Origin of the sequence: Streptomyces roseofulvus, assembly GCF_039534915.1 — a bacterium.
Lineage (GTDB): Bacteria > Actinomycetota > Actinomycetes > Streptomycetales > Streptomycetaceae > Streptomyces > Streptomyces roseofulvus.
The window spans coordinates 898255-911372 of sequence record NZ_BAAAWE010000001.1; the positions used below are offsets into that span (position 1 = coordinate 898255).

13 protein-coding genes are annotated in these 13118 nt (G+C 76.0%); 7 read left to right on the top strand and 6 right to left on the bottom strand.

Translation table 11 applies throughout. The features are described 5' to 3' along the window. Nucleotides 1–29 precede the first annotated feature (29 nt). The 3 genes from ABFY03_RS04155 (at nt 30) to ABFY03_RS04165 (ending at nt 3403) form a co-directional block, all read left to right on the top strand. Entirely contained in the window at nt 30–1304 is a 1275-nt protein-coding gene (locus tag ABFY03_RS04155; RefSeq protein ID WP_346169198.1) for a VWA domain-containing protein, read from the top strand. Continuing rightward, nucleotides 1304–2131, top strand: coding sequence for a hypothetical protein (locus ABFY03_RS04160; RefSeq protein ID WP_319011994.1), 828 nt, complete (start codon nt 1304–1306; stop codon nt 2129–2131). Before ABFY03_RS04155 ends, ABFY03_RS04160 begins: the two co-directional genes overlap by 1 nt. 159 nt (nt 2132–2290) lie before the next feature. After that, complete coding sequence (locus ABFY03_RS04165) at nt 2291–3403, top strand: NAD(P)/FAD-dependent oxidoreductase (RefSeq protein ID WP_346169199.1); 1113 nt, start codon at nt 2291–2293, stop codon at nt 3401–3403. A gap of 23 nt (nt 3404–3426) precedes the next feature. Here ABFY03_RS04165 and ABFY03_RS04170 read toward each other — a convergent pair whose 3' ends face one another. The 5 genes from ABFY03_RS04170 to ABFY03_RS04190 all read right to left on the bottom strand — a co-directional run bounded on the left by ABFY03_RS04170 (nt 3427) and on the right by ABFY03_RS04190 (nt 8115). Further along, nucleotides 3427–3882, bottom strand: coding sequence for a MarR family winged helix-turn-helix transcriptional regulator (locus ABFY03_RS04170; RefSeq protein ID WP_319011992.1), 456 nt, complete (start codon nt 3880–3882; stop codon nt 3427–3429). A gap of 38 nt (nt 3883–3920) precedes the next feature. Then, nucleotides 3921–4400 carry a (2Fe-2S)-binding protein gene (locus tag ABFY03_RS04175; RefSeq protein ID WP_319011991.1) on the bottom strand — a complete coding sequence of 160 codons (480 nt, stop codon included), beginning with the start codon at nt 4398–4400 and terminating at the stop codon, nt 3921–3923. Nucleotides 4401–4416: 16 nt separating this feature from the next. Then, on the bottom strand, nt 4417–6777 hold the full coding sequence (locus ABFY03_RS04180; RefSeq protein WP_346169200.1) for a xanthine dehydrogenase family protein molybdopterin-binding subunit: 2361 nt from the start codon (nt 6775–6777) through the stop codon (nt 4417–4419). 196 nt (nt 6778–6973) lie between these two features. Then, nucleotides 6974–7354 carry a hypothetical protein gene (locus ABFY03_RS04185; RefSeq protein ID WP_319011989.1) on the bottom strand — a complete coding sequence of 127 codons (381 nt, stop codon included), beginning with the start codon at nt 7352–7354 and terminating at the stop codon, nt 6974–6976. A 335-nt stretch (nt 7355–7689) separates the two neighbouring features. Next, nucleotides 7690–8115, bottom strand: coding sequence for a DUF6223 family protein (locus tag ABFY03_RS04190; RefSeq protein WP_346169201.1), 426 nt, complete (start codon nt 8113–8115; stop codon nt 7690–7692). Between the two features lie 225 nt (nt 8116–8340). Here ABFY03_RS04190 and ABFY03_RS04195 point away from each other — a divergent pair, with 225 nt between their 5' ends. The 4 genes from ABFY03_RS04195 (at nt 8341) to ABFY03_RS04210 (ending at nt 11494) form a co-directional block, all read left to right on the top strand. Beyond that, nucleotides 8341–9471, top strand: coding sequence for a sensor histidine kinase (locus ABFY03_RS04195; RefSeq protein ID WP_319011987.1), 1131 nt, complete (start codon nt 8341–8343; stop codon nt 9469–9471). Next, a complete protein-coding gene (locus tag ABFY03_RS04200) occupies nt 9468–10130 on the top strand; it encodes a response regulator transcription factor (protein ID WP_319011986.1) in 663 nt (220 codons plus the stop codon). The genes ABFY03_RS04195 and ABFY03_RS04200 overlap by 4 nt, the downstream gene beginning before the upstream one ends. Before the next feature lie 97 nt (nt 10131–10227). Continuing rightward, the gene (locus tag ABFY03_RS04205) at nt 10228–10971 is read left to right on the top strand and encodes a type 1 glutamine amidotransferase (RefSeq protein WP_346169202.1); all 744 of its coding nucleotides are present in this window, start codon (nt 10228–10230) and stop codon (nt 10969–10971) included. Between the two features lie 85 nt (nt 10972–11056). Beyond that, a complete protein-coding gene (locus ABFY03_RS04210) occupies nt 11057–11494 on the top strand; it encodes an OsmC family protein (RefSeq protein WP_031003888.1) in 438 nt (145 codons plus the stop codon). A gap of 106 nt (nt 11495–11600) precedes the next feature. Here the strand turns inward: ABFY03_RS04210 and ABFY03_RS04215 are convergent, their stop codons facing one another. Next, nucleotides 11601–13052: a carboxylesterase/lipase family protein gene (locus ABFY03_RS04215; protein WP_346169203.1), complete on the bottom strand. Its 1452-nt coding sequence runs from the start codon at nt 13050–13052 to the stop codon at nt 11601–11603. Between the last annotated feature and the right edge of the window lie 66 nt (nt 13053–13118).

The window sequence follows — 13118 nt, forward strand, 5'->3', positions numbered from 1 at the left end:
TGTCGGAGGATCATCAATACGATCCGCCGATGATCACGAGAAAACGGCTGGCGACCGGGGCCTGCGCACTGCTCGTCGCCCTGACCGCCGCGCTGCTGCCGACGAGCGCGGCCGCCGACGAACCGGCGAAGGAATCCCCCAAGGTCGAGCTGGTCCTCGACGTCAGCGGCTCCATGCGGGCCAAGGACATCGACGGCAAGTCCCGGATGAGCGCGGCCAAGCAGGCGTTCAACGAGGTCCTGGACGCGGTGCCGGAAGAGGTCCGGCTCGGCATCCGCACGCTCGGCGCCGACTACCCCGGCAACGACCGCAAGCGCGGCTGCAAGGACACCCGCCAGCTGTACCCGGTCGGCCCGCTCGACCGGACCGAGGCCAAGACGGCCGTCGCCACCCTCGCCCCCACGGGGTGGACTCCGATCGGCCCGGCGCTGACCGAGGCCGCCAAGGACCTCGGCGAGGACGGCGCGACCAAACGAATCGTCCTCATCACCGACGGCGAGGACACCTGCGGCGTCGACCCGTGCCAGATCGCCCGCGAGATCGCCGCCAAGGGCATCCACCTCGTGATCGACACCCTCGGCCTGGTGCCGGACGCCAAGACCCGGCAGCAGCTCACCTGCATCGCCGAGGCCACCGGCGGCACCTACACCTCCGTGCACCGCACCGAGGACCTCTCCCGCCGGGTACGCCAGTTGGTGGACCGCGCGGCCGACCCGGTGGTCACCCCGGTCGCCACCGAGGGCACCGGGCAGTGCGCGGACGCCCCGCAGCTCAAGCCCGGGCTCTACACGGACCGCGAGTCCTTCGGCGAGCACCGCTGGTACAAGGTCGACCTGCTGCCCGGGCAGGAACTGCGCGCGTCCGTCAGCGTCTCCGCCGACCGGGCCGTGAACAACGACTACGGCGTGCTGCTGCGGGCCGTCACCCGGAGCGGGCGGGAGATCGCCCGCGGCTCCGAGGCCGGCGACGGGCGCACCGACGTGATCTCGACCGGCCTGCGCTACCCGAAGCCGGAGATCGAGGACGCGGACGAGGACGGCGACGGCAAGCCGGCCGCCGAGACCGTCTGCCTCCAGGTCAGCAACTCCTTCTCCGCTCCCCCGGCCGTGAAGACCACGCCCGGCATGCCGATCGAACTGGCCGTGGACATCGTCGACGGCCCGGCGGGCGCCTCGGACGTGGCCTCCTTCGGGCTCGGCCGCGGCTGGTGGCTGCTCGGCGCGCTGGTGCTCGCCGGCTTCCTCGCCGGCCTGATCTGGGGCTGGCTGTCCCGCTGGCGCGTCGCCGTCTGGAGGACCCACTGATGCGTACCGTACGGATGCTCGCGGCGGCCGCGCTGGCCGGCGCCGCTCTGCTGGGCCCCGCCGCGCCGGGCGCCCTCGCCGACACGCCCACCCCGTCGGCCTCGGCCGGCGAGGAGGCGGGCCCCACGGAGGCCGGCACGACCTTCCGTACCGCCGCCGCCTTCCGGCCCGGCCAGGAGGCCACCGCACAGGCGGCCACGGGTGACTACCTGTACTGGGTCTTCCCCGCGGACACCGGCGAACGGCCCACCGTGAAGGCGACGGTGACGCTGCCGGAGAGCGCGCTCCGGCACGGCCCGGCGACCTGGCGGGTGGACGTCTACGACGGGCTGCGGCGCCGCCAGCCGTGCATGTACGGGACCCAGTCCCGTACCGCGGCCGAGGAGGCCGGTTCGGTGGAACTCGCCTGTGTGCTGCGGCCGGTGCGGGCCTCAGCCGACGCCTGGGCGAACGACCCGCTGCCGGGCAGCTACTACGTCCGGCTGACCGTCACCGGGCTGCCGGAGGAGGACCTGGGGCAGCCGTTCTCGGCCCGCGTCGGCGTGGACGTCTCCGACCGGGGCGGCGCGTACGCCACCGACGGCGCGCTCGCCGCGCCGCTGGTGCCCGGCGCGACCACGGCCGAACTGGCCGAGGCCGAGGAGGCCGCGGGCCGGCGGACCGCGGTGGAGGCCGCCGCGCCGGAGGGCGGCTGGTCCTCCGGCTGGTGGTCGGACCGCTGGATCTGGACCGCGGCCGGCGGCGTCCTCGCCGCGCTCGCGGGCATCGGCGGCTACGCCCTGACCAGGGGCTCGGGCCGCCCGCCGCGGGTGCCGCCCGCCGCCTGACCCACCGTCCGGAAGCCCCCGTCGCACGCGCGGCGGGGGCTTCCGCGTGCCCGCGCGCAGGAGGCGCTTTACAGTTCGTGTCGCGAACTATATGGTTCGTGACACGAACTACCGGCGTCGGGGTGCCGTCGTCGGACCACTTCCGAAGGGAACACGGACATGAACGCGATCGTCACCGTCATCGGCGGGGGTTACGGCGGCTCGACCCTGGCCAAGGCACTGGAAGCGGACACCGAGGCCGGCGTCGAGGTCGTCCTCGTCGACCCCAAGGACGCCTTCGTGCACGCCGCCGGCTCCCTCCGGGCCCTCGTCCGGCCGGACTGGGCGGACCACGTCTTCTTCCCGTACGACCGGCTGCTCACCCGGGGCCGGGTGATCCGCGACCGCGCCGCCTCGGTCGACACCCGGGGCGTCACCCTCGCCTCCGGCGAGCGCGTCGACGCCGACTACGTGGTCGTCGCCACCGGCTCCGCCTACCCGTACCCCGCCAAGTTCGACACCGACTCCTCCGCGGAGGCCCTGGACCGGCTGCGCGCCACCCACGAGGAGCTGGCCCGCGCCGACCACGTGCTCGTCAGCGGCGCGGGACCGGTCGGCCTCGAACTCGCCGGCGAGATCCGGTCCGTCTGGCCCGACAAGCGGATCACCCTGGTCGACCCGCGCGAGGGACTGCTCCCCGGCTTCGCCCCCGAACTCCGCGACGACCTCGCCCGGCAGCTCGACGAGCTGAAGGTGGAGGTTCGGCTCGGCGTGACGCTCACCGAGGAGCCGCCGGCCGGCCCCGGCCGCGCGGGCACCTTCACCGTGGGGACCTCCGACGGCGGCGCGCTCACCGCCGACATCTGGTTCCGCGCCCACGGCGGCGCCGTCCACCAGGGCTTCCTCTCCCCCGCCCTGACCGGCGCCCTCACGGCGCGCGGGCGGCTCCGCGTCGACGGGCACCTGCGGGTGGAGGGCCAGGAGCGGGTCTACGCGATCGGCGACGTCACCGCGCTCGACGAGGCCAAGATGGCCGGGTACGCGATGCAGCACGCCGAGGTCGTGTCGGCCAACATCCTGGCCCAGGTGCGGGGCGGCGAGCCGGCGACCACGTACACGCCCTCCCCGATCCCGTCCGTGCTGCTGCTGCCGCTCGGACCGCTGGGCGGCGTCGGCCAGTTCCCGTCGCCGGACGGGCCGCTCGTCCTGCCGGCCGCGACGGTCTCCGCGTACAAGGGCCAGGACCTCTTCACCGGGCGGTTCGCCGAGCTGTTCGGCACCGCCGGGGCGTGACCGCCCCGCACCCGCGCGACGGTTCAGGGCCGGTCGGAGAAGACCTCCGGGACCTCGTTGTCCAGGACGACCCGGCCCAGCAGGTCGGCCAGCCGCTCCCGTTCGGGGTCGTCGAGCCCGGCGGGCAGCAGCTCGATCCGGCGGCACGCCTCCGTGTAGAACACCTCGGCGAGGCGGGCGCCCTCCCCGGTCAGGGCGACCCGCACGGCCCGCCGGTCGTCGGGATCGGCCGCGCGCTCGACGAAGCCCAGCCGCGAGGTGCGGTCCACCAGACCGGTGAGGCTGGACTTGGCGAGCCCGAGCTTGGCGCCCAGCTCGCCCATGCCGGTCGGGCCCGGCATCAGGACGCACAGCAACTGGCCCTGCTGGGGCGTCAGCCCGTAGGCGTGCGCGGCCTCCGCGTACGCGGTGTTCACCAGAAACGCGGAGCGCACCAGCGCGGCGACGACTCCGATCCGCTCACCCTCGTCCTTGGCCATACGGCCAGAATACCCTTCGTGGCACGAACCATCTGCCCTCAGGGCATCCGCCGGGCGCCCTCCAGGACCGCCTGCCGGATCCGGTGGTAGGTGCCGCAGCGGCAGATGTTGCGCAGCTCGTCGAGGTCGGCCTCGGTGACCTCGCGGCCCGCCTCCCGGGCCTTGCGGACCGCGTCGACGGCCGCCATGATCTGCCCGGGCTGGCAGAAGCCGCACTGGGCGACGTCGAGGTCGAGCCACGCCTCCTGCATCGGATGCAGCTCGGCGCCGACGGTGTCGGGCAGGCCCTCGATGGTGGTGACCTCGTCCTCGGGGGCGAGCTGCCCGACGGGGACGGCGCAGGGCGTGAACGCCTTGCCGTTGAGGTGGCTCGTACAGGCCCGGCACACGCCGACCCCGCAGCCGTACTTGGGGCCGGTGACGCCGAGGACGTCCCTGAGGACCCACAGGAGGCGGACGTCGGACTCGACCTCGGCGGTGACGGCCTTGCCGTTGAGGATGAACGTGTGCTGGGGCACGGTTGCTCCGGGGGTGTCAGAGGACGCGGTCGCGGCCGTCGGTCGGGGAGGCCGGGATCGGCGGCACGGCCGGCGTGGGCGTGAAGGCGAGCCGGGCGGTGTGGTTGACCGGGAAGACGGTCGGCATCGTGCCGGTCGCCCGGCCGTACGCGCCGGCGACGGCCGCCATCGCGGCGGCCACGGCCAGCTCGCCCGCGCCGCCGGGCGTCTCGCCGGTCGGCGGCATGACGACGATCTCCAGCTCGGGCGGGGTGTTCCACTGCCGCGTGTAGTAGTAGTTGTCCCAGCTGGACTCCAGGAAGGCGCCGTCCTTCAGGTGCAGTCCAGACGTGAGCGCGAGGGCGATGCCGTCGGAGATGCCGCCCATCATCTGCGCCTCCAGACCGCGCGGGTTGACCGCCAGGCCGACGTCGACGGCGCACACCACCCTGGTCACCCGGGGGCCGGTGTACGCGTTCGGGACCGTACGTCCGGTGGTCGCGGGCCGGCAGTCGATCTCGGCGAGCACCGCCACGTACGAGTGGTACTCGGGATGCACCGCGAGGCCCTGCCCGGTGCCGGGCTCCATCGGGCGCCCCCAGCGCCCCAGTCGGGCGACCTTGTCGAGGACGGCCCGGGCCCGGGACTCCTTCAGGAGGCGACGGCGCAGCTCGTAGGCGTCCTCGCCGAGGCGGCGGGCCAGTTCGTCGAGGACGAGCTCCTGGGCGGTGCGCACGTTGGGCGAGTAGATGTTCCGCATCGAGCCCGTGTTGTAGCCCTTGTCGGTCTCGGCGAGGAGCTGGGTGGTGACGCCGAGGTGGTAGGGGCTGATCTGGGTGAGCTGGAACATCGTCTCGGAGAAGGTGAGGTCGGCGACCGGCAGCCGGGCCGCCTCCGCCGTCAGGACCTCGCCGATGCCGTGGCCGAAGTCGGTGGCGACGGAGGTGTGCCGCTGCTCGTACGTCAGCACCTCGCCGAGCGAGTAGGTGGCGCGGACCCGCGAGGTCGCCATGGGGTGCGTACGCCCCTGCCGGAAGTCGTCGGTGCGGTGCCACATCAGCTTCACCGGCTTGCCGAGCTTCTTCGAGATCTCGGCGGCCTCGTGGGCGGCGTCGTGGAACAGCTTGCGGCCGAAGGAGCCGCCGCCCTCGGTCACGTGCACCCGCACGGCGGAGACGGGCAGGCCGAGGCGGAGCGCGATCTGCTCCTGGGCGACGATCGGCGCTTTGAGCGAGCCCCAGATCTCGGCGGAGTCCGGGCGGACGTCCGCGATGGCGCAGTTGGTCTCCAGGGCGGCGTTGCTGGCGAAGTGGAAGGTGAAGCGGGCGTCGACGGCCTTGGTGAGCAGCGGCAGCGGCGGGACGACGAGCGGGAGTTCGGCCCGGCGCAGCTCGTCCAGGACGGTGGCGTCGGTGGCGTCCTCGGCGGTGCCGGGTCCCCAGTCGACGTCGAGGGCGCGGACGGCGTCGATGCACTGGCCGAAGGTGCGGGCGCGGACGGCGACGCCGGTGGAGACGGTGACGACGTCGGTGACGCCGGGCATGGCCCGTACCGCGTCGAGGTTGGCGACGGAGCGGACGGTGCCGTTGATGGTGGGCGGGCGGCAGACCATCGTCGGCAGGGCGCCCTCGACCTGGAGGTCCATGGCGAACCGCTTGCGGCCGGTGACGGCGGCGAGCGCGTCGAGGCGGCTCCGGCCGGTGCCGATGACCCGGAAGTCCGCCCGGTCCTTGAGGGTGACGGTGACGGCGGTGTCCGCCACGGCGGCCGCCCTGACGGCGAGTTCGCCGTAGCCGAGGACGGCGCCGGCCGGGGAGAGCACGGTGCCCGCCTTGGTGGTGAGCGTGGACACGGCCTCGCCGAGGACGAGGGAGGCGGCGTGCAGCAGCCGGCCCCGGGCGACGGCGGCGGCGACCCGGATCGGGGTGTAGGTGGAGACGGTGGTGTTGGAGCCGCCGGTGAGCTGGTTGAAGAGCAGTTCGGGGCGGGCGTCGGCGAGGGTGACCCTCACCTTCTCCAGGGGCAGGTCCAGTTCCTCGGCGATGAGCATCGCGGAGGAGGTGGTGACGCCCTGGCCGACCTCGGCGCGCGGCAGCGCGAAGTGGGCCGTGCCGTCGGGGTCGAGCCGGATGGTGATCAGGTGGCTGGTCGGCAGCGCGGCCGTGGTCAGCAGGTCGTTGAGGTCGAGGAGTTCGGCCGGCCCGGGCAGCGAGGGGACGACGGCCTCGGCGGTCGTGGGCGCGAGGGCCTCGGCGCCGGCCTGGGCGGCGACGGTCAGGGTGGGGGCGGCGAGCACGTACCCGAGGAAGCGCCGGCGGCCGATGCCGGGAGCTTCGCCGGGGGCGTCGGTCGACGGGGGGCTCGGTTCGTTCTCGCGCGCGGGATGCCGCCTGGCCATGTGGGGTGCCTTTCGACGCGTGCCGTACCGGCCGGAGGGCCTGGTCCCTGCTTCTTCTCGGGTGCGGGGCGATCATCGCGCATCCGGGGGCGGGGCGGGGCCGCTTCGGTGAGGAATTCGCGAAGGAACCGTGCTGGTCAGGGGTGGTTTCCGTCAGGTCTGCCGGGTTTCGGGGGGTGGGCGTGCGGAGTCCAGGTCACGCTCGCGGGCGCGGCGGCCGGCGTGACGGTCGCCGGCCGGTCGTCGCCGGCCCGGCGGCGCCGGCCCCGGCGGTGTGCGCGCCGGATCCGGCGGACGTCTCCTCCCGGAGCCTCGTCCGGGCCCGCAGGACGCGTGCGGCCCGGACCCGGCGGGCGTGCACGCGGCCCCGGCACGACCGCAGTTGGTCGCGGGAGACGCGGGCGCGCTGCCCGCCGCCGGCGATGAGCGCGTTGACGGAGACCATCGGGTCGCCGCCGACCGAGCGGGCCAGCAGGGCGCCCACCACGACCGGCCCGAGCGCCACCACGAGGGCGGTGCCGGTGGCCGAGACGTGACGGAGGGACCGGGGGCGGCGGCGCGGGGCACGAAGGGTCATGGGTCCATTTCAGCCGCTCCGGGCGCCCGGCGGATCCGCCGGCGTACTCACCCGGTGGCCCGAGGGGTACTCAGGTCGGGACGGGTCGTCCGGACCCGCTGCCCGGTCGGCCCGGGTGGCCGCGGGAGGGGGAGGGGGAACGGGAGCGGGGAACGGCCCGGTCGTCCGGCGCGGCGGCGACACGGGAGACGGCCCGGTCGTCGCGCCCGGCGGCGACAGCGGCGCACGGCCCCGCCAGGCCGCGCGACGGGGCACGCGCGAGGCCGGTGGTCCCGCGCGGTGGGAGTGCGAGACGCCCGGTCGCCCGGCGCGGCGGCGCGCGGGCGGCCGGCCCGTCATCCCGCCTGGCGGCGCGCCCGGGAGACGGCTCGGCCGGCGAGGGTCGTCGCCACGAGGCCGACGACCAGGGCCACATAGGCGCCGCCCAGACCGTTGCCGGTGCCGAGGCCGCCGGCGGCGGTGGCGACGACCACGGTGCCCAGGGCGACGGCGGCCGCCCCCGCGGCGAGGGCCAGCCACGACCCCAGCGGCCCGGTCGCGACGCCGAGGCGGCCGGCGGGGCGGGCCACCGCCCGCCAGGCCACGGCCAGGCCGATCAGCCCGATCACCGCGCCGGCGAACGAGCCGATCCGGCCGGCGCTCACGGTGGTGACGGACGCGGCGAGCGACGACGCCGGGTCGGCGGCGGAGGCGGGCGCGGCGAGGGCGAGGGCCCCGAGCAGGACGGCCGTTCCGGTGGCGAGCAGACGGCGGACGGACATGGGCGGACTCCCGTTCAGGCGGCGACGTGCGCCGATGCGCGGCGACGTGCGGTGGACCGATGCCCCGAGCATGTCCGCCGCCCCCTCCCCCGGTCGTCCCCCCGCCGTGGGCACTTCGCCTGCCACGGACGCGGTAGCGGCCGCCGCCCTACCGCGTCCGTGGTAGGCGGAGGTTCGTCCCCGAGGCCGACTCCTCCGGCGTGGCGGGCCGGTTAGGGTGCGCCCATGAAGGAAGTGACGGCCGGGGCCCGGCGGTGGTACGTGGACGGGGCCGTCGCCCTGGGGGTGACGGCGGCGCTGCTGGTCACGGCGGCGTCCGCGCCCCGGCCCGGCACCGGTCCCGCCGTCGTCGCCGGGTACGGACTCCTCGCGGCGGGCGGACTCGCCCTGGCCCTGCGGCGCCGGATGCCCCGGGCGGTGCTCGCCGTCACGGGGGCGTGCGCGATCGGATACCAGGCGGTGGACTTCGACGTTCCGGTCGTGGCGTATCTGTTCGCCGTGTACGCGGCCGTACGGGCCGGGCACCGCGCCGTCACGGCGGTGGCGAGCGTGCTGATGCTGGCGGCCCTGCCGGTGGCGGCGCTGCTCGCGGGGCCGTACGGGGTGGGCGAGGCGTTGGCGCGGGCCCGGGGCGCCCTGGAGATCGCCTGGCTGGTCGCGGCGGGCGCCGCGGGCGAGGCGCTGCGGCAGGCCGAGCGGCGGGCGGACGAGGCCGAGCGGACCCGGGAGGAGGTGGCCCGCCGCCGTGCGGACGAGGAACGGCTGCGCATCGCGCGGGAGTTGCACGACTCCCTCACCCACCAGATCTCGGTGGTCAAGGTGCAGTCCGAGGTCGCCGTCCATGTGGCGCGCCGGCGGGGCGAGGAGGTGCCCGCCGCGCTGCTCGCCATCCAGGAGGCGGGGCGGGAGGCGAGCCGTGAGCTGCGGGCGACGCTGGAGGCGCTCCGCGACGACGACACGGCCCCGCCGCGCGGGCTCGCCGACGTACCGGAACTGGTGGACCGGGTGCGGGCGTTGGGGGTGGCGGCGTCGCTGACCGTGGAGGGGCGCGGGGCGGACGTGCCGGCCGCCGTGGACCGGACGGTGTACCGGATCGTCCAGGAGTCGCTGACGAACGTCGCCCGGCACTCCGGGGCCGCGACGGCCACCGTGCGGATCGACTGCCGGCCGGAGCTGCTCGCGGTCCGGGTGGACGACGACGGGCGGGCGGCGCCGGCCGCGTCACCGGTGCCGGGTCTCGGCCTGCTCGGCATGCGCGAGCGCGTCACCGCCCTCGGCGGGCGGCTCAGCGCCGGGCCGCGCGACGGCGGCGGCTTCTCCGTCCTGGCCGAACTTCCCGTGGAGCGCACCCCGTGATCCGTGTCCTGCTCGTCGACGACCAGCCGCTCATCCGCAGCGGGTTCCGCGCGCTGCTCGATCTGGAGGACGACATCGAGGTGGTCGCCGAGGCGTCCGACGGGCGGGAGGCCCTGGAGCTCGCCCGCGCGCACCGGCCGGACATCGCGCTCGTGGACATCCAGATGCCGGTCGTCGACGGCATCGAGGCCACCCGGCGGATCGCCGCCGACCCGGACCTCGCCGGGGTCCACGTCGTGATCCTGACCAATTACGGCATGGACGAGTACGTCCTCGACGCGCTGCGCGCGGGTGCGGCCGGCTTCCTGGTCAAGGACGTGCTGCCGGAGGACTTCCTGCACGCCGTACGGGTCGCGGCGCGCGGCGACGCCCTCCTCGCCCCGTCGATCACCCGCAGGCTCATCCACCGCTGTCTGGCCCAGCCGGCGCCGGCCGTGGCCGGCCCGGCCCTGACGGAGCTGACCGGCCGGGAGCGCGAGGCCGTCGTGCTGGTGGCGCGGGGCCTGTCCAACGACGAGATCGCCGGCCGCATGGTGATCAGTCCGCTGACCGCGAAGACCCACGTCAACCGGGCCATGACGAAGCTGGGCGTCCGGGACCGGGCCCAACTGGTGGTCCTGGCCTACGAGTCCGGTCTCGTGACACCGAACGAGGTCTGACCGGGCGCCCGCCGCTCGGCGCGTCCGCACCCGCCCTTCCCAGGCCGGTGGTGGCCGGTATCCACTGGGGGTCCGGAACGTCGGCGGAGGGGTGTGGGTGGTCGTGGCGGTGGCGGTGCTGGTGGTGGAGCACGAGGACGGGGCGGGGGCCGGGCTGGTCGGGGAGCGGCTGGCGGCGGACGGGATCCGGCTGGACGTGCGGCGGCCGTGGCGGGGCGAGGAGCTGCCCGCCGGCCTGGCGGACCACGCCGGCCTCCTGGTGCTCGGCGGGTCCGCGGGCTGCCGGGACGACACGGCGGCGCCGTGGCTGGCGCCGGTGCGGGAGCTGGTGCGCGAGGCGGTCCGGCGGGAGGTGCCGCTGCTCGGGATATGCCTGGGCGGCCAGCTCGTCGCCGACGCCCTGGGCGGTGCGGTGGCCGCCCGGCCGCGGGGGCCGGAGGTGGGGTCCGTACCGGTGCGGCGGCTGCCCGGCGCCGCGGGGGATCCGGTTTTCGGGCGGGTGCCGGAGGGGGCTCCTGCGGCGCAGTGGCACTTCGACGACATCACGCGGCTGCCGGAGGGCGCCGTGCCGCTGCTGGGCGGGGACGCCTGCCGGTTCCAGGCGTACCGCGTGGGTGCCGCGGCCTGGGGCGTGCAGTTCCATCCGGAGGTGGACGGGGACGCGGTCGCGGTGTGGGCGCGGGCCGACGCGGCGGCGGTGCGGGACCGGGGCGGCGATCCGGACGCGGCGGTGGCCTCCGTGCGGCGGGACGGCGAGGCGCTGCGGGAGGTCTGGGGCGCGGTGGCCGGCGCCTGGGGCGGGGTGGTGCGGGAGCGGGCGGCGGCGGACGCGGCGCGCTGACCTCGGGCCGGTCGGGTGGGGTGCGGCGCGCGGGTGGCCGTAGCGTACGGGGCGTACGTACAGCCCAGCCGAGGAGTGTTCCCCCATGGCCGACTACCGCGTCGAGACCGTCCGTACCGGATACCGGCGGTGGACCGCCCGCAACGACCGGGGGGCGGAGGTGCTGATGGCGGCGGCGGACGACGACGGCGCGCAGCCGTCGTTCACGCCGGTGGAGCTGCTGCTGGCGGCGATGGGCGGCTGCGGCGGTCTGGTGATCGACCGGACCGCGCGGGCGGTGGACCACGACGACCTGCGGATCGTCGTGGAGTCGGTGTCGACGCCGGAGGACGACGGGCGGATCGGCCGGATCAGGGTGAGTTACGAGTTCGACCTGCCGGACTCCAACCCGAAGGCGGCGGAGGTGTTCGCGCGGGGGGTGCGGCTCACGCACGAGAAGTTCTGCACGGTGAGCCGCACCGTCGAGCACGGCGCGCGGGTCGAGGCGGTCCTCCCGGACGGGACGGTCGGCTTCGAGGGCTGACCGGGGCCGCCGGGAGGGTGCGGGGCCGGCCCGGGGCCCCGTGGTCGCCCTGGGCCTCGGCGGCCTCGTGGCCCCGCGGGACTCGTGAGCCCCGTGCGGCTTCGGGTCAGCCGAGCCAGAGGTCGCGCACGTGCCGGACCGGGTCGGGCTCGACCCGGCTCTCGGTGTCCCAGACCTTGGTGGCGCGGGTGCCGGGGGCGTACCGGGGCCAGTCGGCGCCCGGGTCCTGGTCCCTGACGAAGGCGACCCAGGCGCGGTGCACGGCGTCGGCAAGCGGCTGCGGCGGGGTGGCGCCGGCCACCTCGGGGACGCCCTCGGCGTCGAGGAGGTCGAAGGCGAACGGCAGGTCGAGGCAGTGCACGGCGAGGCCGACGACCGGTGAGCGCCAGGCGAACTGATAGAGCCAGGTGGGGCGTTCGCGGGCGGCGCGGGCGTCGGCGACGGCCAGGTTCGGGGCCCGGAACATGACGTCGGTGAGGGCCTGGCCGAAGAGGGCGGCCTCCGGCGCGCCCCGGTAGACGGCGGTGAACTCGGCCGCGCGCGCGGGGTCGAGGCCCAGCGCGCCGAGCAGGACCGGAAGCGGCGGGCCGTCGTCGCCGGGGCCGGGGATCATCGAGAACTCGTCGGCGGTGAAGCCGAGCATGAGCGGGATGTCGGCGCCCGCGTCCCCGCTGGTGAGGGCGTCGGCGGCGGGTACGGGGACGAGGTCGCCGTCCGCGAAGGGGGCGAGGGCCAGCATCGGGGGCAGCCCCTCGCGGTCGGGTCCGTCCTCGGCGAGCCGGTCCTGGAGGGCGAGGAGTTCGTCGTCGCCCAGGTCGCGCAGGGCCGCGGCGGTGGCGGGGACGCCGGTGCGGGCGGTGAGCAGCCGGGCTGCGGCGCGGGCGGTCGCGGGGCCGTCGGGGCGCAGGACGGCGCCGGAGACGGCGAGCGCGCCGCGGAAGAGGCCCTGGGCGGAGGGGACGGAGAGCAGGGTGAGGACGGCGCCGCCGCCGGCGGACTGGCCGGCGATCGTGACCTTGCCGGGGTCCCCGCCGAAGGCGGCGATGTTGTCGCGGACCCAGGTGAGGGCGGCGATCCAGTCGCGGACGCCGCGGTTGTCGGGGGCGTCCTCCAGGTGCAGGAAGCCCTCGATGCCCAGGCGGTAGCCGACGGAGACGAGGACGACGCCGTCGCGGTTGAAGGCGGCGCCGTCGTACCAGGGGCTGGCGGCGGAGCCGGCGACGTAGCCGCCGCCGTGGATCCAGACGAGGACGGGCAGGCCCTCGGCGGGGGCGGTGTCGGGGGTGAAGACGTTGAGGTTGAGCACGCCGGCGCCCGGGACGGAGGGCTCGGGGATGGTGGTGACCTCGGCGAAGGGGCGGCGCTGCGCGGTCGGGCCGTAGGCGGTGGCGTCCAGCGGCTCGGTCCACGGCTCGGGCGGTTCGGGCGCGGCGAAGCGCAGCTCGCCGACGGGCGGCTTGGCGTAGGGGATGCCGAGGAAGCGGTACGTGCCGTCGGCGCGGCGCTCGCCGCGGACGGGTCCGCGGGTGGTGGTGACGAGGGGGCCGGGGGAGGTCATGGGGCGGCTCCGGGGTGCGCGTGCCGGGTGGGCGAGCGGGTGGTGACAGGGTCAGCGTCCGGGCCC